We start from the raw sequence: 25,640 nt of genomic DNA, 5'->3' as shown, positions 1-25,640 counted from the left end.
CCACTGTGGGAGGTGTACAATTTAAATAAGGATCAATAATGAAAACTAAGCTTATTAGCTCGTTAGTTGCAGGTTGTGTGTTTATCTCACCTTTTACATATGCCAATTATTTTAAAGATAATTTTTCATGGGGTTACGATAATGCCATTTGGAATGCGCGAAGTGGCGACAATGGCTCGCCTTTTGGCTGTGAATTTTCCCCTGCAATGATTAACCCAAGCCAACAGGGGATCACGCTTTCATTATCACAAGGCGCATGTGCTGAGCTGCAAAGTAATAATTTCTATGGCTTTGGCAAGGTGCAAGGCAGTGTTAAGTCAGGGAATACGCAAGGCACTGTGTCTTCTATTTTTACTTACACATCGTGGTGGGACTCCCCCGGCAGAGCATGGCAAGAGATAGATATTGAGCTTTTACCCTCCCTTGGGAACGTTGTTCATACCAATGTGATTTATCAGCCGCAAGGTGGCACTTATCAAAGCTGGGAAAAGGACATCGACTTAAGTCAATACGGACTTGATTACAGAGAAAACTTATTAACTATTGGCTTTGATTGGTCTAGCAACTCGATTCGTTGGTACCTATACGACGCTCAAGGAAATGAGCAAACATTAAGAGTGCTCTACAAAGACAATGGCGATGGTCATTTAGCTGAAAATGAAATTCCCGCGTATGCATGGCCGATGGATAATACAAAAATAATGATTAACCAATGGAATGGTGATAACTCAACCGAAGGCTATTACTTCCCAGGTCAATACTACGGCAGTCCTTCGTGGGCGTACTATGATTTTATTGAGTACATTCCCCAATAAAATTAAGAAGTTTGTATCTATAAATAGAATTTAATCTCGAAGGTTTTTAATGTATCAAATCAAATATTCTAAATTATTATTTTGCTTATTGCCCGTAGTTGGGGCGCTTACTTGTCAATATTCATTCAGTGCAGAGCGTGAGCAAGTCAACTGGCCTTATGTAAACACTAAACTTAAACGCGATCCCGCTGTAGAAGCGCAAATTGAACAACTACTGGCAAAGATGACCATAGAGCAAAAAGTGGCGCAAATGATTCAGCCCGAAATTGGTTATTTAAGTGTTGAACAAATGCGCAAATATGGGTTTGGTTCATACCTAAATGGCGGTAATACAGCGCCCTATGGCGACAAACGCGCTGATCAGGCCACATGGTTAAAATATGCCGATGAAATGTACCTAGCATCAATGGACTCAACGAAAGACGGTATTGCAATACCGACTATTTGGGGTACTGATGCCATGCATGGACATAGCAATGTGTATGGCGCTACGTTATTTCCGCACAATATTGGCTTAGGAGCTGCGCACGATGCCGACTTAATTAAGCGCATAGGCCAAGCAACAGCGAAAGAAGTCTCAGCCACTGGGATTGAATGGAGTTTTGCTCCTACTGTCGCTGTAGTCAGAGATGATCGCTGGGGCAGAACCTATGAAAGTTACTCAGAAGACCCTGAATTAGTTAGGCTGTATGCAGGTAGTATGGTGACAGGTATTCAAGGTGATATAGGCGCTGACTTTTTAAAAGGCAGTAACCGTATTGCAACCGCAAAACATTTTGTGGGCGATGGTGGTACAGAGCGAGGCGTTGATCGCGGAAATACGCTTATCGATGAAAAAGGATTAAGAGATATTCACAGCGCAGGTTATTTTTCGGCTATTAATGAAGGTGTGCAATCAGTGATGGCATCATTTAATAGTTGGAATGGCAAACGTGTACATGGCGATAAACATTTATTAACGGATGTACTTAAAAACCAACTTGGTTTTGATGGGTTTGTAGTCAGTGATTGGAATGCTCACAAGTTTGTAGAAGGCTGCGATTTAGAGCAATGTGCGCAAGCAATTAACGCGGGCGTTGATGTGATCATGGTGCCAGAGCATTTTGAAGCGTTTTATCATAATACTGTTAAGCAAGTGAAAGACGGTGTAATCGCAGAATCAAGAATTAACGATGCCGTTAGGCGCTTTTTAAGGGCTAAAATCCGCTGGGGTGTGTTTTCGAAGAGCAAACCATCAGCGCGACCTGAATCACAACACCCGCAGTGGTTAGGTGCTAATGAGCATCGCACTTTGGCAAGAGAAGCGGTTCGTAAGTCACTCGTTCTATTAAAAAACAACGAAAACGTGCTGCCAATCAAAGCGAGTAGCCGCATCTTAGTTGCCGGCAAAGGTGCAAATGCAATCAATATGCAAGCAGGAGGCTGGAGTGTTTCTTGGCAGGGCACAGACAATACCAATAGTGACTTTCCAAATGCAACCTCTATTTATGCGGGTTTACAGTCGCAAGTAACAAAAGCGGGTGGTGAGATCACTTTGAGCGAGTCTGGTGAGTATAAAACCAAGCCAGATGTAGCCATTGTTGTTATTGGTGAAGAACCTTATGCAGAATGGTTTGGTGACATCGAGATGCTTGAGTTTCAGCATGAAACTAAACATGCACTTGCGTTATTAAAGCAGCTTAAAGCTGATAATATTCCTGTAGTAACGGTATTTTTAAGCGGCCGCCCGTTGTGGGTTAATAAAGAGCTCAATGCATCGGATGCTTTTGTTGCTGCTTGGCTACCAGGCTCTGAAGGTGAGGGCGTTGCAGATGTACTATTAACTAATAGCCAAGGTAAAGCCCAGTTTGATTTCAGCGGTAAGTTGAGTTTTTCATGGCCTAAATATGATGACCAATTTACGTTAAACTTAAACGATGCTGACTATGATCCATTATTTGCTTATGGCTATGGCTTAACTTATCAGGACAAAATAAATGTGTCTGTTTTGAGTGAGAAGACCAGCCCTAAAAAAATGGTTAATAGTGACTCACATCCCCTGTTTGTAAGAAACTTAGCCAAAAATATGACTTGGCAACTGGCAGATACAAGCACAGAAAAGGTGTTAGCCAGCGGTGCATCAGCAACCAGTGGCGATAAACAAAGTTTACTTATGCAATCAGTCAATTTATCTTATCAAGAAGATGGCCGTGGCTTTAATTGGCGCGCACAAGCCGCTGTTAGCTTGAGTCACCTAGAGCCTAAACAGCTAGATAGTAAATTTAGTGCAGGTTACCTTGAATTAAAAATGCGCATAGATAAAGCTCCTGAACAAGGAGCAAACTTGCAAGTCATGTGTAGCGAAAATCATTGCTTAAGGAATATTGATTTTTCATCGTTTTCACAATTAATGACAGACAAAAGTTGGCATACTCTAGCAATCCCTTTGCACTGTGGTGATAGCGGACTTGCTGAGCAAAAAATAACAGACGCGCTGCGCATTACTAGTCAAAATTTAAGTTTAGCAATTGCTGATGTGGCGTTGACTATAAAACCGAGTAATGACTCATTATCATTAACGTGTGCAAAGTAATACCCATGGCTGTTGATTAACGTTTATTAATCAACAGCCTATAACATTGGATTTAATAATGTGAATAGTAATAACCCTAGAAGTCAGTTGTTCTGGTTATTCCAAAGTTGTGGTTGGATTGTCTATGCAATGCTGACCGAATTAATGATAAAAATACCAAGCGAAGAGCCATGGACAATACATATACCGCATTTAATTATTGATGTAGCGTGTGGCTTTTTGATCACTTTAACGTTAAGACGATTTTACAACTGTTTTAGTCAACAAGAGCTCAAAGTTAAAGTCGCGTTACGTATTATGCTGCTTCTAATTGCAACATTACTCTGGACGCAAATTAAATGGATTTCCTTGCAGTGGTTATATGGTAACTGGTGGCTTTCAATGTCATGGTTTGACTTTGGTACATGGACGTCAGCCTCGTTAACCATGCTTTCAACATGGACTGCCTTTTATTACGGGATCAAAATTTATTTAGATAATCTTGAGCAAACTCAAAAGGCCGCAGAAGCTACCCATTTAGCGAAAGAGTCACAGCTAAAAATGCTTCGATATCAGCTTAACCCGCATTTTATGTTCAATAGTATTAACGCCATTTGCACGTTAATATTGAAAAAAGAAAGCTTGCAGGCAGTTAACATGCTTGAAAAACTATGTGACTTATTGCGCCATAGTTTATATACCGACCCACTTGAAAAAGTAGCTATCAAAGAAGAAATCGCAATGTTAAGAACCTACTTAGATATAGAGCAATGCCGATTTGCTGACAAGCTAGAGGTTAATATTAGCGTTGATGAACCATGCAACGATTTATTAATACCTTCTTTATTAATTCAACCATTGGTAGAAAACGCGTTAAAACATGGTATGCGAGCAGATCAAAAAATGGTGATCACAATTAATGTTGAAAAAACAAAATCCGCATTGCTCATTAAAGTTGCTGATACTGGTAAAGGCTTTGATGATAATAAAAAAACCAAAAGAGGCATCGGCTTGGCTAATTGTGAGCAACGCTTAAAATTAATATATGGTAATAGTCACCGAATTGAAAAAGGCAATGCGACTACCGGTGGTGCGTGGTTTTGTATCTCTCTTCCAATTAATGGTTTGCAATCATGATTCAATTAAAAACGTTACTCGTTGATGACGAATACAGTGCTATTGAAGGTTTGCGTATTCGCTTAGAAGCCTTTGCTGAAATTGAAGTGATTGGCAGTGCACAAAGTGTTGATGAAGCAATTAAAGTACTTAACGAATATGATGTAGATTTAGTGTTTCTAGATATAGAAATGCCAACAAAGTCAGGTTTTGAATTAATTAAACATTTTCAACCAGAGAGCTGCCCTGCGGTTATCTTTGTTACGGCATTTCATCAACATGCTGTTAAAGCTTTTGAAGTGAGGGCGCTGGATTATTTACTTAAGCCCGTTAAGTTAGCTCGCCTTGCAGAAGCCATTGAAAGAGTTATTAAAACAGAAAAGCTAAACAGAAAAACCGAACTTATTGAAGTGCACCAATCGCTGGTGATCAATGAATCGCAACCACTTGAAGTGGCGGGTAATTCTGACTATGAGTTTGAAGCTGAGAATTTAGTTATTCAAGATGCTAAAAACCCAATTCAAATTATTCCGTTTAAAGATATTTTATGGATTGATGCGGCGGGGGATTATATGTGTGTACACACACCTGCTGAAACACACGTAATGCGTGCGCGTTTAAAAGAGCTTGAAAAAAACACCTTGCCTGAAGATTTCCTGCGAATACATAAATCAACGATTGTGAATTTAAGCCATATAAAGCAACTTAACCCACTTAGAAACTCTGAATACACGGCTGTATTACAAAGTGGTAAAACACTTAAAGTCAGTCGTACCTATAGTAAAAATTTAAAGAGTTTGTTCAAATAATAAATATATTAATATTGAGAGTATTAAACTATAACTTTAACAGTTTGTATAATAGGCATTTGTTACGCTATCTCAGGTCATAATTTATAAGGATTTTAAATTTCTATGGCAAAACCTCAGCTTTTTTGGATTATTTTAATATTATTGATTACCTGTTTTATGCCTTGCGGTTTTTTCATCTGGTATGAAAGTGTGGATCCCGCATTTATCCCTAATGCTAATTACAATTTTATTTTACAATGGGTTTTACCCTCGCTGACAGTGCTGACGATTGGTTACCTTTTTAGTCAGTATAAGAATTTTGCTCAAGTGAAGGAAAGCTTAGATGAGCATTTTATTGCTGAGGGACGTTTAGTTAAGTATTTTACGCTGCTTTTTAGTCCAGTGTTTATTTACTTTTACTTTTGGACATTCATTAATATCCCAATACAGTTATGGGCAAATTATCAATTGGCTGAGTATTGGTCGCAAGAATATTTATTAGTTGAGGCAACAACATGTAGTAGTGACTATGAGCCGCACTGCGTAGAATTAAAGTTTTCCGATTTAGCAAGTGAAGAAACACATTCAATAAGATGGTATTTAGATAAAGCTGAATTATTAACGCTCAAGAATAAAAGAGTAAATCTGGTCGGTGAAAAAAGTTATTTTGGTTATATTATCAATACAATACAGTGGTGATCAAAGCTTTAAAAGGCATTATTGTGATTTGTGGTGGTTATAAAAAGGCCTATACTACCCCTGCCATTTTGCAGGGGTAGTATAAATTGGTTAACCGCGATTATGCTCGCGAGCGTAATCAATATTGGGCCCTTTAGGGACGATTTGCGTTGGGTTGATCATGGTATGACTAAAATAATAATGTCGTTTGATATGATAAAAATCAACGGTTTCTTTAACGCCAGCAACTTGATAAAGCTCACGTAAGTATTCACTCAGTGCCGGGTAATTTTCGATAGTACGCAGATTACATTTAAAATGCCCAACATACACACTGTCAAAGCGTATTAGAGTGGTGAATAATCGCCAATCTGCTTCGGTTAGGGTGTTGCCCACTAAATAGCGCTGCTTGAGTAAAATACTTTCGACTTTGTCTAATGCAGTGAATAAGTCATTAAATGCTTCTTCATAGGCTTTTTGAGTGGTCGCAAACCCAGTACGATACACGCCATTATTAATGTTGTTGTACACCAGCTCATTAATTGCATCGATTTCAGCGTGCAAGTTATTTGGGTAAAAGTCTAGTTTATTGCCAGTTAAATCATTGAAGGCGCTGTTAAACATGCGAATGATTTCAGCAGATTCATTACTGACTATTTTATTTTGCTGTTTATCCCAAAGCACAGGCACAGTTACTCTTCCGGAATAATCTGCTTTATTTTCGGTGTATATTTGATGCATAAATTGCTTATCAAAAAGTGCATCTCCAGTGCTGTGGTTGTTTTTATCAAACGTCCAACCATTATCTAACATATCTGGGCTAACCACAGAGACATCAATATAGTCTTCAAGGCCTTTTAATTTTCTAAAAATCAAGGTGCGGTGCGCCCATGGGCAGGCTAATGAAACATATAAATGATAACGGCCTTTCTGTGCCTTAAAGCCCGCCTCACCAGTTGGGCCTGCGCTGCCATCTTTGGTTACCCAGTTACGTAATTGTGCAGACTCGCGTTTAAACTCACCATCGCTTTTATCGGTGTCGTACCATTTATCTTGCCATTTACCGTTGACTAGTAATCCCATAATTGACTCCTATATCGTGTTTTAAAAGCTACCAAATTTACCGCTTTGGTAATCACTAATTGCTTCTCGTAATTGATCTTGCGTATTCATCACAAACGGGCCCATGTGAGCAATAGGTTCATTAAGCGGATCACCGGCTAAAATAAGTACCCCAGCGCCGCTTTGCGAGCTAAATTTAATATCACTCCCGGGCTCTAAAATAAGTAGGCTGCCAGCCATTACTGGACCACCTTGTTCGGTGTTGATTGAGCCGGTATGAATATAAATCATCACCTTGCTTTGTGTCAGTGGTGGATGAGCAAACTCAGTGCCTACAGGTAATGTTACATCTGCTAGCATGCCATTGGCTGCTAGTTCTTGTAGGCTTGAAACCTGAGTTTGCTGGTCAAATTGCCAACTGCCAGCCAGTGCTTTTAGTTCAACACCTTGACTATTTTTATGTTCAGGTGCAGGGTGCTCAGTAGTATCTTGATATTTCGGTGCTCTGAGCTTTTCAGTGCTTGGCATATTGAGCCAAATTTGAAAGCCATGCATCCCCTCAATCGCATCGGCAAGTGGCATTTCGCTATGGATAACGCCAAAGCCGGTACTCATCCATTGCACATCACCTGCGCGAATAGCTTTTTTATTGCCCATTTGATCTTGGTGTTCAAAGCCGCCTTTAATAATGTAGGTAAAGGTTTCGATACCACGATGCGGGTGGGCAGGAAACCCACCCATAAAGTCACTGTGATCGTCGGATTTTAATTCGTCGATCATTAAAAAAGGATCTAAATGCTTACCATCAAAGCCTGGTATCCGGCTAATATTTACGCCATCACCATCTTGGGTTGCATGGCTATTGAGTTGCTTTATTACTTTCATTGCTTTGCTCCTAATCTTGTATGGTATTATTTAAACACAATAAAATTAAACAACCATGGGTAAAAATAGCACTATTCATTCGTTTTAACAGAACGTTCTGATTTTTGTTTTTTCGTTAGGTTATCCGCTACAAAAGCCCCGCGATTGCCAGACTGATGTGCAGGTCCTACGGTGCTATCAACCATGGTTTGTTGTTCGGTGCTGGCATTAATCGCAGCGCCAAAAATAATAATATAGGCGCTGATATACAACCACATCAACATGATCACGACCCCGCCTAACGAACCATAGGTCTCATTGTATGAAGCAAACTGTGACACATAATATGAAAACCCTAATGATGCGATGATCCAAAGCCCAGTAGCCATTACTGAACCAGTTGTAACCCAACGCCACTTTGCCGCTTTTCTATGGGGTGCATAACGATATACAAAAGCTAAAGCAAAATGAAAAGTCGCTGCTAGTAATAGCCAAGTGAGTAATTTGATCACCGTATCGATACTGTTTTCTAGACCAACAATATTGAGTGCGATAGGCAATATACCAATGATTAATAATGCGATTACTGCGACCAATATAGCGCCAATAGAGAATAGAAAGCGCACTAAAAGCGCTTTGAAAAACTGCCTTTTGGTTTGCTCATGGTAGGTAATATTGCAGGCTGTGATCAGTGCTTGGCAGCCCTTACTGCTACTCCATGTGGTTAATAACAACGTGCTTATTGCACTAACACTTAACACTTTTTGTGATTGTTGGGTAACTTCAGATACCTGTTGTAGAACGATTTCTCGGCTGCTTGGTGGCAATAAAGTAATAAACTTACTAATCTGTTCACTAACATCCGCCGTAGAGGCGAAATAAGCATACAGCGAAACACAGGCTGCCAGTGCTGGAAAAATAGCGAGTAATGCGTAAAAGGCGACACCAGCGGCAACAAAGGATAAGTTATCTTGCGACATACTTTGGTATACCCGCTTGCTGATATCCCACCAGCCCAGCAAGGGGATCTCGGTTGGTTTATCTGCTGTGTAGCCACGTGGTTTATGTGCCATATTTTATTCCTTGCTGATGGTTATTAGTCACTATTTATTAGAAGTTAGGGTGCAAGGTGCTTGCCAGCTTAAGTTGGCGTTTAATTTGCTTCTACAGAATTAATGGTTTCATCAATAAAGAGCGCATGAGTTACATATGGAAATAATGAATAGTATTAATAATCAAATTATTAGCGCATTAAAAATACAAACAACGAGTACCAACGCGGATCCTTTAGCGCCAGTATCTTGGCAAGGTATAAACTCACAAATTGCGCATTTTTTACAAAGTGCTTGGCAAATGTTACCCGCTCTCACTTTAGGTATAGCAGCAATAATCGTGTGCTATTTTTTAGCAAAGCCTGTGTCTTATTTATTAGTGAAACCTATTGGCTATGTAAGTGAAAGGCGGTTATTGCATGTTGTTGCTCGTCGCTTTATTAGTACTGTGATCATTTTGTTTGGAGTTTATTTATTTTTACGCTTAGCAGGCTTAAGTGAATTTGCCGTGGCGATAATGAGCGGTACTGGATTAGTCGGGCTAATCTTAGGTTTTGCATTTCGTGATATTGCAGAGAACTTTATATCGAGCATGCTATTAAGTGTGCAACGTCCTTTTCGTATTGATGATGTTATTGAAGTCGATGGCTGCTTAGGGGTAGTAAAAAAGGTCACTGCGCGGGCGACCACATTAGTTGATTTTGATGGTAATCATATTCAAATACCTAATGCGACTGTTTATAAAAATGTGATTAAAAACCTTACTGCTAATCCGAAAATGCGCGGTCACTATAAAATAGGCATAGGTTACGATAACGATATACGTAACACTCAGCAGTTAGCGCTGAGTTTAATGGATAAACAAGCTGCTGTGCTAAAAGATCCGGCCCCACAGGTGTTACTTGATGAATTAGGCTCAGCCACTATCAATCTCAGTATTTACTTTTGGGTTAATAGTGAGCAAAACAGCCCGGTTAAGGTAGCGTCGCAATTGATGCGTGAAATGGTTAATAGCTTTAACGCGCATGGTATTAGTATGCCTGATGATGCTCGTGAACGGATTATTTTAAATGCACCAAGTGAGCAAGCACAAAAGACTCCGGAACAACCCACTACGCAAGATCAAAAAGTCAAACCGATTGCGCATCTGGATGCTGGTATTGATGATGTGAGCAGTGATGCTGATGAAATTCGTGAACAAGCTGAGCGCTCTCGCGATCCTGAGCAAGGCAACAATATTATTTAACTTGCTCTTTAAATAATATACTTAGTTTAATGGCCGTGGGTTCGGCAATTTTATTTAGCAAAGACTGAGGTATCGCTCGAGGAGAAAGTTTTACTGAAGACAGTTCATGTATGGATTGGTTATGTTTTTACCATCAATCTACTGTTGCTTTGTTATTACTGTAGCTTATCTTCCTCTAGACGATTAATTACCACAAAGTGGTTCACTGTTTTTGTGGGCTGCTCGCCGATAGCGTATACTGTTGTGCTTGTAATTTTGACTTATCTATTTTGTGCTAACGGATCAGTTTAAATTTCGCCGTCTTCTTACTCCTTTCTAAAATGATATTAAATAAATGAATGATATAACAGTAGCAACTCATAACGGTAATTTTCATGCGGATGATGTGTTTAGTATCGCCGCACTTAGGCATATTCTTCCTACTTTTAAACTTATACGTACCCGTGATTTAGAATTAATCGCGCAAGCTGACATAGTGATTGATGTTGGCGGCGTATATGACCCAGCTGCTGGACGTTTTGATCATCACCAACGTGGCGGTGCCGGTGAGCGTGAAAATGGCATCCCATACTCATCATTTGGTTTAATTTGGCAAAAATATGGTTTAGAGCTGTGTCAGGGTGACCAAGATGTTGCGCATGCAGTTGATGCCGGTTTGGTATCGACCATTGATGCGATTGATTGCGGTCATGTTGAAGGTGTATCGAAAGGGATCAGTCTTAGCCAAACAATTTCAATGTTTAACCCAACATGGCAAGAGGAAAGTGACTTTGATCGTTGTTTTGATGAGGCGGTTGAATTTGCATCGCGTGTTTTAACACGTTTTATTGCAGCAGCCAGTGGCGGCATTAATGCTAAAGCAATCGTCGCTAAAGCGATTGATAACGCAGATGATGCAAGAGTGATTGTATTAGAGCAATACACGCCGTGGAAAAAAACTGTGCATGCTTTATCGCAAGAAGCGTTATACATGGTTTATCCATCGCATTCAGGCAAATGGATTTTGCAAACGGTGCCTGTTGAACCGGGTTCATTTGAAGACAGAAAGTCACTACCAAAAGCATGGGCTGGTTTATCAGATGCTGCATTTCAAGCGCAAACGGGCATTGATGACGCAATGTTTTGCCACAATGGCTTGTTTATCGCAGGCGCAGAATCATTTGCAAGTACCATGAAACTTGCTGCTATGGCGTTGCAAGACGGATAAAACGAAGTCACGGTTATTAAAAAGGGGGGAAGCGCTGTACTGGCTTCCCCCCTTTTTGTATTAGTGCCTAAAGTTTTCTAGCAACGCTGGAATACCTGGCAGCATGCCCACCATGGCCATAACACTGGTCAATAATACAAACATAAACAGCGGAATGATCCAGCGACTCATATGGGTCAGCTCAGAGCTGCGCTCTTTACAGCCAATTAAGCCTAAGTTATCGAGCAGCATGGTCAGTGACCAGCCAAACGCTGGGTTTACTAACGTTGAAGCAAATACCACAATAGCTGCTGATTGCGTGGTTTTACCTTCGCGAGTCATTTCCATACCCGCCTCAAGCAGTGGGATAAATACACCCACTATTAACGCCACACACAGTACCGGTTGCCAAATGGCGAGATCCATTGGATAACCCCATATACCTGCAATTACACAAAAAAGTGCGGTTAAAATTGCACCCGCTGGAATAGGGCGCTTAGCAATCGCGGCAGGCACAATATACGTGCCCCATGATGAGGTGAAGTTAGACCCACCTAAAATAGAGCCAAAGGTTTGCCTAACTGATGCACTGAGCATAGTATCGTCAATGTTCATTTGCACTTTTTCAGTACGTTTTGGGTAGCTGATCTTTTGGAATACTTGATGGCCTAAAAAGTCTGGCGACCACATGGCCACTGCCAGTATGGCAAAGGGCAATACGACTACAAAGCTTTCAAGAGTCGGCAAACCTAACATCCAACCGGTGTTTTCACCCCACCAATACATAGGGTTCATATTTGGTAACCCGGGGGCGGTTTTAAATTCAAACGGCGCACCTAAGGCAAAGGCCGTTAAACCACCAATAAGGCAGCTGAGCGGCACAGCTAACCAACGTTTTTTAAAATGTTCGAGTAGCGCGTACAGTAAAATAGTGGCCAAAATAACGATGAAGGCAATGTGGGTCATTTGAATTTGTTCAGCCCATGCAAACAGTTTCTTTACTTGCGATATAGTGCCTATGAATCCTAAGTAAAGTAATAATCCGCCGCACACCCCTTTACTGGTTAGTCGTGCCAACAAACTGCCGCCTTTACTGATGGCAAGCAGTAACCCTAAGGCGCCAATGAGTAGCCCGAATGCCATTGGGTGTCCGCCTGCTGCAACAACAATGGGAATTAATGGAATGAGTGGTCCGTGGGTTCCCGCTAAGTTAGCAGTGGGTAAAATAAAACCTGAAAACAAGATGATAAAAATAGCCACTATGAGTAACTCATAGCGTACGTTTTCTAACACAAAGGCGTCACTTAAACCAAGCGGTGCGGCAAAGGTGGCGGCAATAGCGCCTACCATAACAACTTTACCAATTGTCCCTGCCATCGCGGGAATTGTGTCTTCAAATTCGAAGCGGTAATCCCGAAAAGGCAAGTTAGGACGCCAGCGCTTTGGCTGCATAATTTGCAGTTCATGCTCGAGATAATCGTCTCGACTGGCAAACTCAGAGCTTGGTTTATGAAGATTTTTATAGCTATCGGAAACGGTTTGAGTATCGCTTACCTGCTCAGCTTGGGATGACGTGTCATCTTTTGGCGTGGTTGTCATGAATTCTCCTGCAACATTGTTGCTAACTCAAAATAAAAAAACAGCTTGTATAAAGCAATGAATATTGAATCGATAGAATAAAGTAGAGGTTTATCAATTACGATTAGGCAAAGGTCGAGCATGACGGATTAAAGTAGCTTGGCGCAGGTATAGCCAGCAGAGAAGAAAATATTCAAAAGTTAATTTCTATTGTTAATAATCAATACCTTATTTTCATATTTGTTGTTTATTGCTTTAAAAAAGCCAGTTATACGGCACGCATTAATGAATTACTGGGTGCTAAGTCTTTAGTCTAATGGCTAGGAGCTCACTCAAAGCTAAGCTCTGTTTTATTCTGTATAGCCGCCAGGGCGACTGTCTTGCATTAATAGATCAAGTTTTCTTTGTGCTTTTTTATAGTTATCTAAATCGATTACTTCAATCATTTCGCATTCGTCTCTTACCATTTCGGTGATAAGGCTAGGATAGTGGCGGCAATCTTCAGGGCGGTCTAAATAAATACTGCAGGTATATTTATTTGCGGCGAGGGGATTTATTTTTGGTGCTATTTCAAGAAAAGGGCATTGGCTTAGTTTTACTCCCGATTGTGGGTCGTGCCATATTTGGTTATTTTTAACGAACTCAAAGATTTCGGGGTTAAATATCTCCCATAGATCAATCTCTTCTTGCGTGGCGCTCAGATCGCCACCACCGTATTTAATACAGCATTTACCACATTGATTACATTCTTTCATGGTTCGCTAATTTGTAAGATGGACTAATTCTAGTGTATCACCGATTGTTTTTAGTGCAGCTGTGTTTTTGCAGGGGTAATTTGTCAGATGCTATTTTATTTACAACAAGGTCAATTTTGTTCAATACATGGCTTATTGCAACAACAGATAATAAACGCCACTTTAAATAACCTAAGTATACGTTATGACTTTATCAGTGATCATCTCAATGGCACTATTTGCCTTGGCGGCGTCTATATCACCCGGGCCAGTTAACCTTGTTTCGTTAAGTAGTAGTGCGCGATATGGGGCAAAAAGAGGCTTAATATTTGTGACTGGTGCTACCTTTGGTTTCATTGCATTATTTTTGTTTATTGGTTTTAGTTTGCATTATCTCATTGCGCAATTAGCCTGGATCACTGGTGTATTACAGTGGCTCGGTATCGCTTTTTTACTTTATCTCAGTTATCAATTATTTATCGATGATGGCGGCCTCACAGCTGACGCTAAGCAAAATGCCCCTACCTTTATGACAGGTGTGATCATGCAATGGCTTAACCCTAAAGCGTGGTTGGCTTCTTTATCAGGCATTGCAGCATATAGTCCAGGGGCGCAAGGATTTGAACTGGTTACTTTTGCAAGTTTATATTTACCTATTTGTTGGTTATCACTTGGCTGTTGGGTTTGGCTAGGTATACGGCTCGGGCAGCATTTTCAAAGCCCAGCTAAAATGCGAGTGATGAATAAAATTCTTGCACTATTACTGGCTGGCAGCTGCTTTTTATTATTGATTTAGTGGTTTTAATTTACAGTGATAAAGTACGGCGATATTGCTCGGGAGTTGCCGCTACGCGTTGTTTAAAGACCCGCTGAAAATGCGCTTGATCACTAAAACCTGCACTGTGAGCGATACTTGCTATTGGCTGGCCTTGTTTTAGTGCTTGCTGACCTAATTGAATACGACGATTTAACCGATAAGCGTGCGGAGTCATATTAAAATGACGTTTAAAAGCGCGCACTAAATAACTGCTGCTAAAGCCAAAAAGTTTACTGATTGTGTTAATTGATTGGTCTTCAAAACAGTGCTCATTCAGGTAGTTCGCTACTTGATATAGCTTATTTTCAGGTAACAACGTTTGCTCGTGTAATGGCTCAACGCAATCAAGGTACGTAAATAATTGTACGAAGTAACTACTTAGCAACGTGCGCTTTTGTGCTGCGGTAAACGTATTTGTCATTAGGTTTTGGCACAAGATAACAAAGTCCTGATAAAGCTGTGGTAGTAGCACTGTATCCAAGCGACTTCCTTGCCAGTTTTGTTGCTTTGTGACGCCAGACTCGAACAATAACGCTGCTAACCAATTTTTATCTATATGCATCATGTAATAAGCCCACGCTGAGTTTTGCTTTGGATTACAGGCGTGGACTTCATCAGGGTTCATTAATACTAAATTACCATGTGTTACTTGATGTAGACGATCTTCACAAATGAATTCACTTTGCCCCGCTAAAATTGCGCCAATTGACCATTGCAGGTGGGAGTGGGGAGCATAAGTGACTTTGCGGCCATCTAATACTTGGCGCAGCTCGACAAATGGTAACTCGGGGTCGCGCCAAAAAATAGGGTGTGTTGTTGGGAGCATACTATTTTCCACAATTGAAAACCTATTTCCAGTATACCCCTAGTTGTAGTGTATAAATCTACTCTCAGAGTAAATTATTCACCAAAAAATCAGTGAGTAACTGCGTCACTTAGCTGCATGCAATTGTGTGCTGAGCGGGTGTGTTTTTAGGTATCATTATTGGTCTGTTTGCACCCGTTAGAGCATAACGCAGATACTTAATTTTGGTATTTCCAGTACGGCGGGTTGCCATAAACTTCACTAAAGTAATCAATACATACTCGAACATTTAACGGTGGTTGTCGTGTATTAGGGTAAATTGCAGTAATGTTTTGTGGTCCTGTTTTTATTGTTGGCGCAAATTCACTTAAGAGTGAAACAAGTGTGCCTGTTTTTAAGCTTTCACCAATTAACCAATCAGGGAATAATACAATTCCCATGTCGTTCAAAGCCCCGATAAACAGCGTTTCAGCGTTGTTAGATACTAAAGTCGGTATTACACTTTGCTGCTGCCATGACGAATTAATTTTGAATAACCAACGATTTTGCCCCGATGAACCGCGATAAATTAAGCCCTGATGCTGACTAAGATCAGCCGGCACTTTTGGTGTGCCATATTTTTTCAGATAAGCAGGGGATGCGGCTAAATGATAAGTTTGCAGTCCTAATGTTTTAGCATGTAACGATGAATCTGCAAGAGATCCGATACGAAAAATCACGTCAGCGGCATCAATATGCGGATCGATAAAATCATCGGTTTGAGTCAACTCTACTTGAATTTTCGGATAGCGATTTAAAAACTCACCAAGCCAAGGCGCTATGTGTTTTTGTCCGAAAAAAACCGGCGCATTAATTCTTATCAACCCTTTGGGTTGAGTTGCTCTATCTTGCAGCTCGTTTCGTACTTCGTTGAGTTGCTCGGTCATTGATCGCGCATAATCATGAAAAATTCGGCCCGCTTCGGTTGGCATTATTGCTCTTGTGTTACGGTAAAAAAGTTGCTGACCAAGGGCATCTTCAAGTTGCAAAATTACTCTAGAGACCATAGAAGGCGATACATTTTCATGTCGAGCAACAACAGAAAAGCTTTTACATTTATACACGGCGATAAAAAATTTTAACGCTCTGATATTGATCGAACTGAAATCATTCATTTGTGCAAATCCTGCAAAAGTGTTTCTTATATAATCCCATTTTTCGCGTTAAAGCTCTAGGTTATTATGTATTCCTTATTAATAGGAGATTTGCATGCAGTTTATTTTGATTTTAATTGTCGTTATGGGAGGAATGGGGCTGTCTGTAGAAGCAGGCTTATTGGGCCCTTTAGGTGGTGAGGTTGGAGAATTATGGGCCACATTTAGTGTGTTTGGTGTTGGTGCTGCTCTTACCTTTATGTTGATGCTATTTTTTAGTCCTCGGAATAGCCCATCTTTTTTCAAACAACCATCATGGACATTGTTAGGTGGCGTGTTGGGGCCTGTTTATGTCGTTATATTGACGTTCACAGCACCTGTGATAGGTATTGCTATGACGATGATCAGTATCTTGATGGGACAAATAGCGAAAAGTTTGCTGATAGATCATTATGGTTTATTTGGTAGTCAACATCGCCAGATTGACCGTAAACGGCTTATGGCACTATTTTTTATTGTCATTGCATTAATTCTGATGGCACAAGGTTAGGGGACGCTAATGACTATAATTATGATAATTCTGGCGGTGATTGGTGGTGCAACCTTGAGTATTCAGGCTGCCATTAATGGCCAATTAGGAAGTAAAGTAGGTGTTTTTCGCTGCGCATTTTTAACCTTTTCGGTGGGTGCGTTGATCACCGGGTTACTTATCTTTTATTTTGAACCTAGGCATGCGCTAACCCTGTTGGATGTGCCAAAGTGGCAATTATTAGGGGCAATGTGTGGAGTACCCTATATCGTGATAATGGTGTTTGCTGTGCAGCGAATTGGCACCGCAGTCGCAACGGTTGCGGTAATATTCGGTCAATTATTTATGAGTATGTTAATTGATAATTTTGGTTGGCTTGGTAACGATGTGATTGCTTTTTCGCCAAGTCGTATTGGCGCTGTAATATGTTTGGGTATTGCGCTGTATTTTATTCATGCAAGTGGTAAAGATACAGCAAAAACTGAGAGTTAGCCTTGAAACAATAAAAATTTGGCTGAGGTGATAACTTGTAACAGGGGGGTTAACACCTGATTTGAGCTGAGATTTTTTCCCCGCCTTAGGCTTGATACGCTTTAGAATGAATCATTTTAGTCTCGAGTGTATTAGAATAGTACGCTCTCGGCCTTGTATTTTCTTTCGTTTCGCTTTGAGTTGTTGTTCTTAGCCATGCAAGATAGTTAATTTGGCTGTAATTTCTAACAAAAGGTAATGAAAGAATAATGAATACAAAACTGTATAAATCAGTATTGAACTTAGCCGGTGAGCTAATGAATGCTGCACAGCAGCAAGATCAAGTTACGTTCGATTCACTCTATGGGCAGCTAAAAGCACTGTGTATTGAGCATGAAAATACTGAGAAAGATCATCCTGTACAGTGGGAAACGCTCGCTGATTTTACCGATGAGTTTGCCGATGCGTTGTTGATCTATGAAAAAGCATTAGCTAAAGCCAGCGCCATCAATGCGAAAGATTATATGTCGTCAATTGGTTATGCGATGGCAACTATGCATGTTGAACTAGGGCAAACCGAAGCTGCTATCGTAAGTTTACAAGCTGCGCAGGTTAGCGCAAATAAAATTCCTGATAAAGCGCTGAAGGCTGAAATAGCTCAGCTACTACAACAATTACAGTAAAATTAGCTCGTTGATTATGTTTAAGAGGTCACAATAAATGGATGTTACGCTAGGCACTAGCCCTAAACTGATTGCGCAAGCGCATGCTATTCGCCACCAGGTATTTGTGATCGAACAAAGTATTCCTAAGCAGTTAGATTTAGACGGTTTCGACGAACGAGCTGTGCATGTGGTGGTAACAGATGGCGGTGCTTTAGTCGCTACTGCGCGGTTAGTGAAACGTAATCGACGGTGTGGCGTTATGGCAAGGATTGCAGTGTTAAAGCAATACCGAGGATCCGGCATTGCTAAATTGGTTATTAATGCCTTGTTATCACATGCTGGTAAAATTGGCCTTGAGATCATTGAAATTCATGCACATGCCTATTTGCAAGGCTATTACGAAAGTTATGGTTTTAAATATATTAAAGATGTTGAAATAGTTGGCGAACACCAACTTATTGAAATGCAATGCAGTTTAAAAAGTGAAGTGAGGTAACGCCGTAATGCGCGACGAATTAAGGACTAAGATCATTCAAGTTTGCGACAAAAAAATAGCGGCGAAGGGAGATAATGTTGGGCTGTCGTTTTATGCTTTTTTTGCCAACAAAAATGATGATCCAGAATTACTTATGGAAGCTGCGACATGGTGGATACAAACCCACCAATTAGATCACTTTGTTAAAGCGCGGATCATTAAAACCATGATTGAAAATAATCTGTAATAGCGTGTAGATGTTTGATTGTATATTAACCACAATAGCGGTTGAGATATTTATTTTAGTGAGGTGTAGTGCTGGTGGTTGATAGTTGGATTGCCCAAGGGTTTGGTTTACTCAGCTTTGTTTTAGCATTGGTGTGCTTTTATCAAAAGGATGATCGTCGTTTAAAAATAATGATGGTGGTGATGAATCTAAATCATGCACTGCACTTTTATTTACTCAATGCTATCACTTCATCATTGTGCTGTTTATTTTCAGCGGGGCGTACAGCCGTATCAATGCGGGTAAAATCGGTGTGGATAGCAGCCATTTTTATTATTTTAACCGTGGTTATCGGTTATCTAACAGCCCAGCAATGGACGGATTACCTTGCGATTGTTGCCGCTTGTTTGGGTTGTTTTGCACTATTTTGCTTAACGGGCATCAAAATGCGTGTTTTGCTGTTTGCAGGATCGTGCCTATGGTTGGCAAATAATATAATTGTTGGATCTATTGGCGGCGTGTTATTGGAAGCGACTGTAATTGTTATTAATATATCGACTATCTATAGACTACATAAACAACGCTTTACCCGTGAGGCGCTGACTGAACACGGTTAATAATGAAGAGCTTAACAAAGCCCTTCACAGTAAATGTTAGTTATTGTCTGGTTAACTCAAACATTTGATTTTCTGCTCCTGAGGTACATGTCCATTGCAGAATATTAGCATCATCGGCAGTTTTGCTGCCTGCGACGTCTAAGCACAACTCACTATTTCGGTTGATGATACGCCACTTACCAGAGCCGGCACTTTGCAAACGAAACTGCTGGTTATAGCTCCCTGTGTATGTCCAGATATTGATATTTTCACCCGCTGTAGTTGAATGCGTATAGACCTCTAACCCTTTAGAAGGAGAATTGACTGGTGAAATACGATGCCACACCCCATCGACTGTTGAAATATTAAATTTTTGGCAATCATTATTAAGCCAAGACCACTGCCTAACATTTGCCCCATCTTCACTTTGACAGTTAGCAATATCTAATGATGCACCACTGTGTTTTGGGGTAATGCGGTAAGTACCATTGACTTGTGTATTGGTTGGGTTGCCATTATTGCCGTCGGTATAACCATTGTAGACTTCAAACTCTGCAATTTGCGGTACGCCATTGGCGGAATGAATCACAAAACTTACTTTGGATAAGTTAGTGTTAGAAAAAGTGATTACATTTGGCACAGCACCACCGTTAGTAAGTGTTACACCTGTATCGTAGTTCACTAAAGACCAAGCTGTAATGCTTCCTTTACTGGCTGGGGTTTCAATTATTTTAATCGCATTTATGGTGGTGTTAAGGTTTTTAATATTGATCGTGCCCGTGGTAGCTGACGGTGACCAGTAAGTTGACATATCGCCGTCGTTCACATTGCCATAACTCGAGCCACTGGCTTTAGAACTGCCATCAACACCGGCACTGATAGCAAGATTTTCCCTTGATGGCGTTGGCTCAGGTATTGGATCTGGATCCGGTGTTGGATCAGTTGGGGTAGTCGAGCCACATTGGCCATTCGATGTTTGCAAGCCTTTGTTCGCGCCAGCCGTTGCTGCAATGATGTTGGGTATACACTGTGCATTATCAAGTTGATAGTTATAAGGAATGTTGATTGTTGTGGTTGAGGTCGGATTAGGGCCTGCTGGGTGAAGCTTGTTTTCTTGTTCAGACCAATCGATATTATCCCAAACATTGCCACTGACTTGCCAGTAACCCATATCATTTGTATAAAAAGTACCGAGTGGATCTTTGGAATTTTTAAAGTAGTTGTTTTCGGCGCGCATTTTACCGCCAATTCGTGGATTCATGCCCGATGACACGAGTCCATAGTAGTAGTTGTTGTAAGCATGCGCTGTCGCGTGTCTTAGTAAAGGCGTGCGAGAATTAATATTTTCATAGTAATTGTGATGAAAAGTAACAGGGCCGTTAGTATTGTCACTATCACTTGAGCCAACGAGACCACCGCGTCCAGAGTTGCGCAAAATACTGTAAGATAATGTCACGTATTTGGTATTACTCTTCATATCGAACAAAGCATCATATCCTGAACTTTCGCCACCACTGGCCTCAAGTGTAACGTGATCGACCCAAATATTTCTGACGTTTGACTCCATGCCAATCGCATCACCGCCGTTGGAGGTGGGGGAGCCTGATTTTTTGACGTTTCTAACGTGAACATTTTGAATAATGATATTTGAAGATGAACGAATATGGATGCCTAATTGGTCAAAAAGAGCACCGCTACCAACACCGATAATAGAAACATTACTAATTTCTTTTAGTTCAATTAGATCTGGCCCAGTATTGCAACTATCTCCAGATACTTTACTGGTGTTGTCATGATTTATGGTGCCTTCAACGTGGATGATAATTGGTGTGTCACTTGATGCTCGGTTACATAAAGCCTGGTGAATTTGGGTTCCAGTTGTTGCATAAACAACATCGCCACCAGCACCACCGGTTGTACCACCATTCGTTGCGGCAAAGCCTGACGCATTAGCAAGTGCACTGTTTCCATATATAGCAGTTGTTATGGCCAAAGCATGCAAAGAATATTTAAATAACGTACGTTTATTCATTGGTTGTTCCTAATTATTGTATGTTCAGATCAAAACAATCAAATAAATTAATTGTTAAAAATGTTAACACAATCAAGTCCTGTCTATGCTTGCACTGCAGTGCTACCGGTGGCATTATTGCGCTAAATATGACTTTCTGCAATGCTAATTACTGATTGATTAGTTTTAATTTCATTATTTAGTTTTGTTTTTATGCGTTTTAAATAAATATATTTAATTAAAATTAATAGGTTAGGCTTTGTTTTAATTATTTTAAAAAATATAAAAATAATAACGATTTATTTTCTAGTTTTTATTATAGTGTTTTTTTGATACTTGAAATTTATTTAACATTTGTTCCTTTATTGTTTTTGATATGACTAGATCTTAGCATGCTACGGGGCTGGTTCTAACGCAGTATATATATGTTTTATGGATGAGTTAGTTGTTTATAGGTGTTGTTGTGAAGTACTAGAGCATGTTGACCTTTCAGAATTAAAATTTGTTTAATCTAGGAGTGATTTAATCATGACAAGAGGTTTGTAACCTAGTTGGATCGATAACTGCTACCGCGTTATTCTACTGGCGGAAGTAATCTGAGCTTCGGATAATAAATCCATCTCCAGCGGCTATTTTTCAATGTTAACTGCGTTGAATTTACTTGTAATAGGCATGCTATTGACGCGTAAATTCGCCTTATTTTCCCTGAAAATTTCGGCTGGAGAGTAAAAGTAATATTAGTGCTTTAAATCAATGTGTTAGAAAACACATTAACCAAAATTTAGGTTAAGCAACAAAGAGTTAATCGCACTTAGACAGACCACGTTGGGTCGCGAGTTTTTTGAATTTATGATTATTTATAAATACTTACGGTAAAAACTACACTCTAAGAAAGTGTTACACGCTGTGGCATTTTTTATATTTTTTACCGCTACCACACGGGCATTCATCATTGCGGCTAATTTTTATATCTGCAACAGGGAAGATCTCACCATCGAGATAACGCCACTGCCCATCTTCTTTTATGAAGCTTGATTTTTCATGCAGCTGGCAAAACAAGTTTTGATAAAAATAGCTAACACAAAATTCAACACAACCAGTGTATTCTTGCTGGTCTGCACTGATCACAGCTAATTTTATAAAGCGGCAACTATTAGCAAAATCAGCAATTTCTTTGATTGGGTTTGCTGCTTGTTTTTTTTGTGCATAAGTTTGGTAAATATACTTAGCATTTTTTAAGGCATAAGCAACAAAGCGAGAGCGCATTAGTTGCTCTGGACTTGTTGCTTGTATATTGCCTAAGTGCAATTTTTCACAGCAATCGCTATAGCTTTGTTCGCTGCCACATAAGCAAAGACTGTCAGTGAGTGAGGTCATAAATAAAATACGCTTTATTAAAAAACGGCATTTTAACAGCTTATTGTGCTAATGCTATCTCTGTAGCTTGTTGGGTTTTAGTAAAACAGTATAGTTTTGCACTCGCTTGGTCTAACTTTAATGACAGGTTAGCTATTTGATTGTCTTTCACAATGTCTGTCCAGGTGATCACCGCTGCAAAGTTACCGTTATGTAGTGCTGAATTTAGTACATACTCTAAATTAACCAGATGCTTTTGCCTAATCACTAATAGTTTACTGGTATCAATAGAACATGAATCAAGTAAAGCTTTACTTGGTACGTGATCCGGTGCAATCAGTAACGTCCATGCGTTTTTATTATTGTAATGGTGTAACACCTTTAGAAGTTCAAAAGTTGCAGAGATCTCATCTTCTATCTGAATCAAATTTACTGATGCGCTTAAATTATCTTGTTGATAGCTTTTAACTGTTCTGATGGTAATTGGCTGTAACATAAGTTTCACTCACTGGTTGTTTATACAGTACTCATATACAGTAGTTTATACAGTGTTTGTGTGCAAGTGTTTTTTGCTATCTTTTTGAACGATTTTTAAATTTATTTGATACCATCAGCTTTGAAAATGTGCAGAAAATTAAATAATACTATACAAAACAATGTATTAATTATTTAAATTGAGGTGGCAATTGATTTTAACGAAAAGGGTAGATTAGTCCCTTTTCAAGGTGAGTTGGGGATCAGGTGAGCAAACTGCTGTTGGTGTATTTGTTCATACAGTGTTGCAGCATAACACTGGGCATCTTTAAAGCGGCGGGTGGCTAGATGTTTACGTAAATCAGTTAAGGCGGTTGTTGCAGGCTCATAGCCTTGGCTACTGGCTAAACTTAGCCATACTGCGCCATGAAAAACACTAGTAGGTACGCCTTGGCCTTTGATAAAAAATAATCCTAGATAAAATTGGGCTCGCTGATTACCTGACATTGCAGCTAAGCGCATCCATTTAGCAGCGAGAGGAGGTTGATCATTTTTTAAATAATACAGGGCTTTATTAACAGTGTTATCAGGAGTATCAGCTTTAACCGCACTGTGTGGGGCTTTGCTCGGTTGGGTGATAAACGATAATACGTTTTCTAACTGTTGTTCTAAATCTAAGCCAATTGGCGAGGTATCTGTCATAGTGCCACACATATTATTGTTGTCATTTACCTGCTCAGTTTAGTCTAATATCAGGTTAATTGTCCTGTTATTCTTGAAATATATGATAAAATCACGCAATTATTGTCATCTAAAATGAAACTCACTTATGCTCGACGCGTTATTTAAAATTAGCGACCACAACTCGACTGTGCGCCGCGAATGTATTGCCGGCCTCACTACCTTTATTACTATGGTTTATATTGTGTTTGTCAACCCTGCTATGTTGGCTGAAGCTGGTATGGATCAAGGTGCTGCGTTTGTGGCAACTTGTATTGCTGCGGCTATTGGCTGTTTTATCATGGGCTTTTGGGCAAATTATCCGTTAGCTTTGGCTCCTGGTATGGGGCTTAATGCCTTTTTTACTTATGGTGTTGTGTTAGGCATGGGCTATACCTGGCAAGCAGCATTAGGGGCTGTGTTTATGTCGGGCTGTATTTTCTTGTTCCTGAGTTTGTTCAAAGTCAGGGAGTGGATAATTAATGCTATTCCATTGGTGTTAAAGCAAGCCATTGCAACAGGAATTGGAGCGTTCTTAGCGTTAATTGCGCTTAAAAATGCCGGGATCATTATGGCCAGCCCTGCAACATTAGTGCAACTGGGTGATATAACGGCTGCCGGTCCATTGTTGGCTATTTTTAGCTTTTTTGTTATTGCAGCGCTACTTTATCGTGATTTTAAAAGTGGTGTTTTGATCAGCATTTTATTAGTAACTGTGATCGCGCTAAGTCTGGGTTTGGTAGAGTATCAAGGCGTGATATCTATGCCTCCTTCAATTGCGCCTACTTTTATGCAACTTGATTTTTCAGCGGCGTTTGAGTTGTCAATGCTTAGCGTCATTTTTGCATTGTTGTTCGTTGATTTATTTGATACATCAGGCACCTTAGTTGCGGTAACTCAAAAAGCAGGTCTTGCTGATGAACAAGGTAATATGCCTCGTTTAGGACGAGCATTAAGTGCTGATAGCGCCGCAACCATTGCCGGTTCAGTATTGGGCACTTCGACCACAACCTCATATATAGAGTCAGTTGCAGGAGTATCTGTGGGTGGCAGAACCGGACTTACAGCTGTGGTTGTAGGAATGTGCTTTTTATTGATGATGTTTTTTGCACCCTTGGCGAAAATGGTGCCAGCTTATGCAACTGCGGGAGCTATTTTATATGTGTCGGTGCTAATGCTACAAAACCTTAAGTTTGTAAATTGGGATGATATGACAGATGCCATTCCAGTGAGTGTGGTATTACTGATGACGCCGCTAACATTCTCCATTGCTCATGGCATTGCACTGGGCTTTATTTCTTATACAGTCGTTAAAGTATTGTGTGGTAAACGAGAACAAGTAAGCATCAGTGTGTGGATATTGACTGCGATGTTTGTGATCAAATTTGCGTTTTTATCTTAGTGAGTTACTAGGGTCTGTTGACTTTTCAAGGTTGAATTTTCAGCAGTCTGTTTGGTATTTAGGCAAGGCAGAACCTATGTGATGTGGTCATTCCCCATAAATAGGTGATAACGCAGCATCAATGCCAAACAGGCGCTGCCCGAAGGGTTCTGCCTAGGGGCAATTAACTCTTTGTTACTTACATGGATGTCATAGGTAAGATCTTAAGAAATTGAGTTGAAGCTCAATTCATGATCAAATGGTTGTTACCACACAAACCACAGAATCAAGAAAAGAGCTTCAAATGA

Annotated in this window: 26 protein-coding genes; 15 read left to right on the top strand and 11 right to left on the bottom strand. The window is 40.1% G+C overall.

Annotated features, from left to right (window positions below; all coding sequences use genetic code 11):
* Positions 1–38 precede the first annotated feature (38 nt).
* From H5183_RS16440 to H5183_RS16420, 5 genes are all read left to right on the top strand, one after another.
* Entirely contained in the window at positions 39–815 is a 777-nt protein-coding gene (locus H5183_RS16440) for a family 16 glycosylhydrolase (protein ID WP_182732211.1), read from the top strand.
* A gap of 49 nt (positions 816–864) precedes the next feature.
* Complete coding sequence (locus tag H5183_RS16435) at positions 865–3,387, top strand: glycoside hydrolase family 3 protein (RefSeq protein ID WP_182732210.1); 2,523 nt, start codon at positions 865–867, stop codon at positions 3,385–3,387.
* Between the two features lie 60 nt (positions 3,388–3,447).
* Positions 3,448–4,503, top strand: a complete 1,056-nt coding sequence (locus H5183_RS16430) for a sensor histidine kinase (RefSeq protein ID WP_246175609.1) — start codon at positions 3,448–3,450, stop codon at positions 4,501–4,503.
* Positions 4,500–5,291: a LytTR family DNA-binding domain-containing protein gene (locus H5183_RS16425; RefSeq protein ID WP_182732209.1), complete on the top strand. Its 792-nt coding sequence runs from the start codon at positions 4,500–4,502 to the stop codon at positions 5,289–5,291. The genes H5183_RS16430 and H5183_RS16425 overlap by 4 nt, the downstream gene beginning before the upstream one ends.
* Before the next feature lie 105 nt (positions 5,292–5,396).
* Positions 5,397–5,972 (top strand): hypothetical protein, encoded by a 576-nt coding sequence (locus H5183_RS16420; protein WP_182718958.1) that lies wholly within the window; start codon positions 5,397–5,399, stop codon positions 5,970–5,972.
* Positions 5,973–6,062: 90 nt separating this feature from the next.
* Here the strand turns inward: H5183_RS16420 and H5183_RS16415 are convergent, their stop codons facing one another.
* From H5183_RS16415 to H5183_RS16405, 3 genes are all read right to left on the bottom strand, one after another.
* On the bottom strand, positions 6,063–7,034 hold the full coding sequence (locus H5183_RS16415) for a glutathione S-transferase family protein (protein WP_182732208.1): 972 nt from the start codon (positions 7,032–7,034) through the stop codon (positions 6,063–6,065).
* 21 nt (positions 7,035–7,055) lie between these two features.
* Positions 7,056–7,898: a pirin family protein gene (locus tag H5183_RS16410; protein ID WP_182732207.1), complete on the bottom strand. Its 843-nt coding sequence runs from the start codon at positions 7,896–7,898 to the stop codon at positions 7,056–7,058.
* A 71-nt stretch (positions 7,899–7,969) separates the two neighbouring features.
* Complete coding sequence (locus tag H5183_RS16405) at positions 7,970–8,950, bottom strand: YihY/virulence factor BrkB family protein (RefSeq protein WP_145241085.1); 981 nt, start codon at positions 8,948–8,950, stop codon at positions 7,970–7,972.
* A 154-nt stretch (positions 8,951–9,104) separates the two neighbouring features.
* On the opposite strand from H5183_RS16405, the gene H5183_RS16400 reads away from it, so the two are divergent.
* Positions 9,105–10,175, top strand: coding sequence for a mechanosensitive ion channel family protein (locus tag H5183_RS16400; protein ID WP_404936106.1), 1,071 nt, complete (start codon positions 9,105–9,107; stop codon positions 10,173–10,175).
* 334 nt (positions 10,176–10,509) lie between these two features.
* On the top strand, positions 10,510–11,382 hold the full coding sequence (locus H5183_RS16395; RefSeq protein WP_182732205.1) for an MYG1 family protein: 873 nt from the start codon (positions 10,510–10,512) through the stop codon (positions 11,380–11,382).
* 60 nt (positions 11,383–11,442) lie between these two features.
* On the opposite strand, the gene H5183_RS16390 is transcribed toward H5183_RS16395, so the two are convergent.
* Complete coding sequence (locus H5183_RS16390) at positions 11,443–12,960, bottom strand: DUF3360 family protein (protein WP_145241079.1); 1,518 nt, start codon at positions 12,958–12,960, stop codon at positions 11,443–11,445.
* Between the two features lie 329 nt (positions 12,961–13,289).
* Positions 13,290–13,694, bottom strand: a complete 405-nt coding sequence (locus H5183_RS16385) for a YkgJ family cysteine cluster protein (RefSeq protein WP_145241077.1) — start codon at positions 13,692–13,694, stop codon at positions 13,290–13,292.
* A 184-nt stretch (positions 13,695–13,878) separates the two neighbouring features.
* On the opposite strand from H5183_RS16385, the gene H5183_RS16380 reads away from it, so the two are divergent.
* Positions 13,879–14,469 (top strand): LysE family translocator, encoded by a 591-nt coding sequence (locus H5183_RS16380; RefSeq protein ID WP_182732204.1) that lies wholly within the window; start codon positions 13,879–13,881, stop codon positions 14,467–14,469.
* 10 nt (positions 14,470–14,479) lie between these two features.
* Here the strand turns inward: H5183_RS16380 and H5183_RS16375 are convergent, their stop codons facing one another.
* Together H5183_RS16375 and H5183_RS16370 are read right to left on the bottom strand one after the other, a co-directional pair.
* Positions 14,480–15,316, bottom strand: a complete 837-nt coding sequence (locus tag H5183_RS16375; protein WP_182732203.1) for an AraC family transcriptional regulator — start codon at positions 15,314–15,316, stop codon at positions 14,480–14,482.
* A gap of 197 nt (positions 15,317–15,513) precedes the next feature.
* The gene (locus tag H5183_RS16370) at positions 15,514–16,449 is read right to left on the bottom strand and encodes a LysR family transcriptional regulator (RefSeq protein ID WP_182732202.1); all 936 of its coding nucleotides are present in this window, start codon (positions 16,447–16,449) and stop codon (positions 15,514–15,516) included.
* A gap of 94 nt (positions 16,450–16,543) precedes the next feature.
* Here H5183_RS16370 and H5183_RS16365 point away from each other — a divergent pair, with 94 nt between their 5' ends.
* From H5183_RS16365 to H5183_RS16340, 6 genes are all read left to right on the top strand, one after another.
* Positions 16,544–16,978, top strand: coding sequence for a DMT family transporter (locus H5183_RS16365; protein ID WP_145241069.1), 435 nt, complete (start codon positions 16,544–16,546; stop codon positions 16,976–16,978).
* A gap of 9 nt (positions 16,979–16,987) precedes the next feature.
* A complete protein-coding gene (locus tag H5183_RS16360) occupies positions 16,988–17,449 on the top strand; it encodes a DMT family transporter (RefSeq protein WP_145241067.1) in 462 nt (153 codons plus the stop codon).
* A gap of 245 nt (positions 17,450–17,694) precedes the next feature.
* On the top strand, positions 17,695–18,111 hold the full coding sequence (locus H5183_RS16355; protein ID WP_182732224.1) for a tetratricopeptide repeat protein: 417 nt from the start codon (positions 17,695–17,697) through the stop codon (positions 18,109–18,111).
* A gap of 37 nt (positions 18,112–18,148) precedes the next feature.
* A complete protein-coding gene (locus H5183_RS16350; protein WP_182732201.1) occupies positions 18,149–18,589 on the top strand; it encodes a GNAT family N-acetyltransferase in 441 nt (146 codons plus the stop codon).
* 7 nt (positions 18,590–18,596) lie between these two features.
* Positions 18,597–18,815 (top strand): DUF6500 family protein, encoded by a 219-nt coding sequence (locus H5183_RS16345; protein ID WP_145241061.1) that lies wholly within the window; start codon positions 18,597–18,599, stop codon positions 18,813–18,815.
* A 74-nt stretch (positions 18,816–18,889) separates the two neighbouring features.
* The gene (locus H5183_RS16340) at positions 18,890–19,411 is read left to right on the top strand and encodes a YgjV family protein (RefSeq protein WP_182732200.1); all 522 of its coding nucleotides are present in this window, start codon (positions 18,890–18,892) and stop codon (positions 19,409–19,411) included.
* A gap of 40 nt (positions 19,412–19,451) precedes the next feature.
* Here the strand turns inward: H5183_RS16340 and H5183_RS16335 are convergent, their stop codons facing one another.
* The 4 genes from H5183_RS16335 to H5183_RS16320 all read right to left on the bottom strand — a co-directional run bounded on the left by H5183_RS16335 (position 19,452) and on the right by H5183_RS16320 (position 23,933).
* Positions 19,452–21,422, bottom strand: a complete 1,971-nt coding sequence (locus H5183_RS16335; RefSeq protein WP_182732199.1) for an RICIN domain-containing protein — start codon at positions 21,420–21,422, stop codon at positions 19,452–19,454.
* 876 nt (positions 21,423–22,298) lie between these two features.
* The gene (locus H5183_RS16330) at positions 22,299–22,778 is read right to left on the bottom strand and encodes a YchJ family protein (protein WP_182732198.1); all 480 of its coding nucleotides are present in this window, start codon (positions 22,776–22,778) and stop codon (positions 22,299–22,301) included.
* Between the two features lie 40 nt (positions 22,779–22,818).
* On the bottom strand, positions 22,819–23,253 hold the full coding sequence (locus H5183_RS16325; protein ID WP_145241055.1) for a SulA-like leucine-rich domain-containing protein: 435 nt from the start codon (positions 23,251–23,253) through the stop codon (positions 22,819–22,821).
* Positions 23,254–23,477: 224 nt separating this feature from the next.
* A complete protein-coding gene (locus tag H5183_RS16320; protein WP_145241053.1) occupies positions 23,478–23,933 on the bottom strand; it encodes a sel1 repeat family protein in 456 nt (151 codons plus the stop codon).
* Positions 23,934–24,060: 127 nt separating this feature from the next.
* Between H5183_RS16320 and H5183_RS16315 the strand changes: the two genes are divergently transcribed.
* Complete coding sequence (locus H5183_RS16315) at positions 24,061–25,353, top strand: NCS2 family permease (RefSeq protein ID WP_182732197.1); 1,293 nt, start codon at positions 24,061–24,063, stop codon at positions 25,351–25,353.
* Positions 25,354–25,640 lie beyond the last annotated feature (287 nt).

The sequence above is a fragment of the Pseudoalteromonas sp. SR44-8 genome, assembly GCF_014163635.1.
Lineage (GTDB): Bacteria > Pseudomonadota > Gammaproteobacteria > Enterobacterales > Alteromonadaceae > Pseudoalteromonas > Pseudoalteromonas rhizosphaerae.
This window is presented reverse-complemented; position numbering and strand designations above follow the sequence as displayed.

What these genes read in the sequence shown, in the direction of transcription:
- H5183_RS16375 (WP_182732203.1), bottom strand. Translation starts at nt 15,316, where the DNA reads ATGCTCCCAACAACACACCCTATTTTTTGGCGCGACCCCGAGTTACCA.
- H5183_RS16425 (WP_182732209.1), top strand. Translation starts at nt 4,500, where the DNA reads ATGATTCAATTAAAAACGTTACTCGTTGATGACGAATACAGTGCTATT.
- H5183_RS16415 (WP_182732208.1), bottom strand. Translation starts at nt 7,034, where the DNA reads ATGGGATTACTAGTCAACGGTAAATGGCAAGATAAATGGTACGACACC.
- H5183_RS16335 (WP_182732199.1), bottom strand. Translation starts at nt 21,422, where the DNA reads ATGAATAAACGTACGTTATTTAAATATTCTTTGCATGCTTTGGCCATA.
- H5183_RS16330 (WP_182732198.1), bottom strand. Translation starts at nt 22,778, where the DNA reads ATGACCTCACTCACTGACAGTCTTTGCTTATGTGGCAGCGAACAAAGC.
- H5183_RS16380 (WP_182732204.1), top strand. Translation starts at nt 13,879, where the DNA reads ATGACTTTATCAGTGATCATCTCAATGGCACTATTTGCCTTGGCGGCG.
- H5183_RS16395 (WP_182732205.1), top strand. Translation starts at nt 10,510, where the DNA reads ATGAATGATATAACAGTAGCAACTCATAACGGTAATTTTCATGCGGAT.
- H5183_RS16345 (WP_145241061.1), top strand. Translation starts at nt 18,597, where the DNA reads ATGCGCGACGAATTAAGGACTAAGATCATTCAAGTTTGCGACAAAAAA.
- H5183_RS16405 (WP_145241085.1), bottom strand. Translation starts at nt 8,950, where the DNA reads ATGGCACATAAACCACGTGGCTACACAGCAGATAAACCAACCGAGATC.
- H5183_RS16440 (WP_182732211.1), top strand. Translation starts at nt 39, where the DNA reads ATGAAAACTAAGCTTATTAGCTCGTTAGTTGCAGGTTGTGTGTTTATC.
- H5183_RS16325 (WP_145241055.1), bottom strand. Translation starts at nt 23,253, where the DNA reads ATGTTACAGCCAATTACCATCAGAACAGTTAAAAGCTATCAACAAGAT.
- H5183_RS16320 (WP_145241053.1), bottom strand. Translation starts at nt 23,933, where the DNA reads ATGACAGATACCTCGCCAATTGGCTTAGATTTAGAACAACAGTTAGAA.
- H5183_RS16385 (WP_145241077.1), bottom strand. Translation starts at nt 13,694, where the DNA reads ATGAAAGAATGTAATCAATGTGGTAAATGCTGTATTAAATACGGTGGT.
- H5183_RS16350 (WP_182732201.1), top strand. Translation starts at nt 18,149, where the DNA reads ATGGATGTTACGCTAGGCACTAGCCCTAAACTGATTGCGCAAGCGCAT.
- H5183_RS16435 (WP_182732210.1), top strand. Translation starts at nt 865, where the DNA reads ATGTATCAAATCAAATATTCTAAATTATTATTTTGCTTATTGCCCGTA.
- H5183_RS16360 (WP_145241067.1), top strand. Translation starts at nt 16,988, where the DNA reads ATGACTATAATTATGATAATTCTGGCGGTGATTGGTGGTGCAACCTTG.
- H5183_RS16420 (WP_182718958.1), top strand. Translation starts at nt 5,397, where the DNA reads ATGGCAAAACCTCAGCTTTTTTGGATTATTTTAATATTATTGATTACC.
- H5183_RS16365 (WP_145241069.1), top strand. Translation starts at nt 16,544, where the DNA reads ATGCAGTTTATTTTGATTTTAATTGTCGTTATGGGAGGAATGGGGCTG.
- H5183_RS16410 (WP_182732207.1), bottom strand. Translation starts at nt 7,898, where the DNA reads ATGAAAGTAATAAAGCAACTCAATAGCCATGCAACCCAAGATGGTGAT.
- H5183_RS16370 (WP_182732202.1), bottom strand. Translation starts at nt 16,449, where the DNA reads ATGAATGATTTCAGTTCGATCAATATCAGAGCGTTAAAATTTTTTATC.
- H5183_RS16315 (WP_182732197.1), top strand. Translation starts at nt 24,061, where the DNA reads ATGCTCGACGCGTTATTTAAAATTAGCGACCACAACTCGACTGTGCGC.
- H5183_RS16390 (WP_145241079.1), bottom strand. Translation starts at nt 12,960, where the DNA reads ATGACAACCACGCCAAAAGATGACACGTCATCCCAAGCTGAGCAGGTA.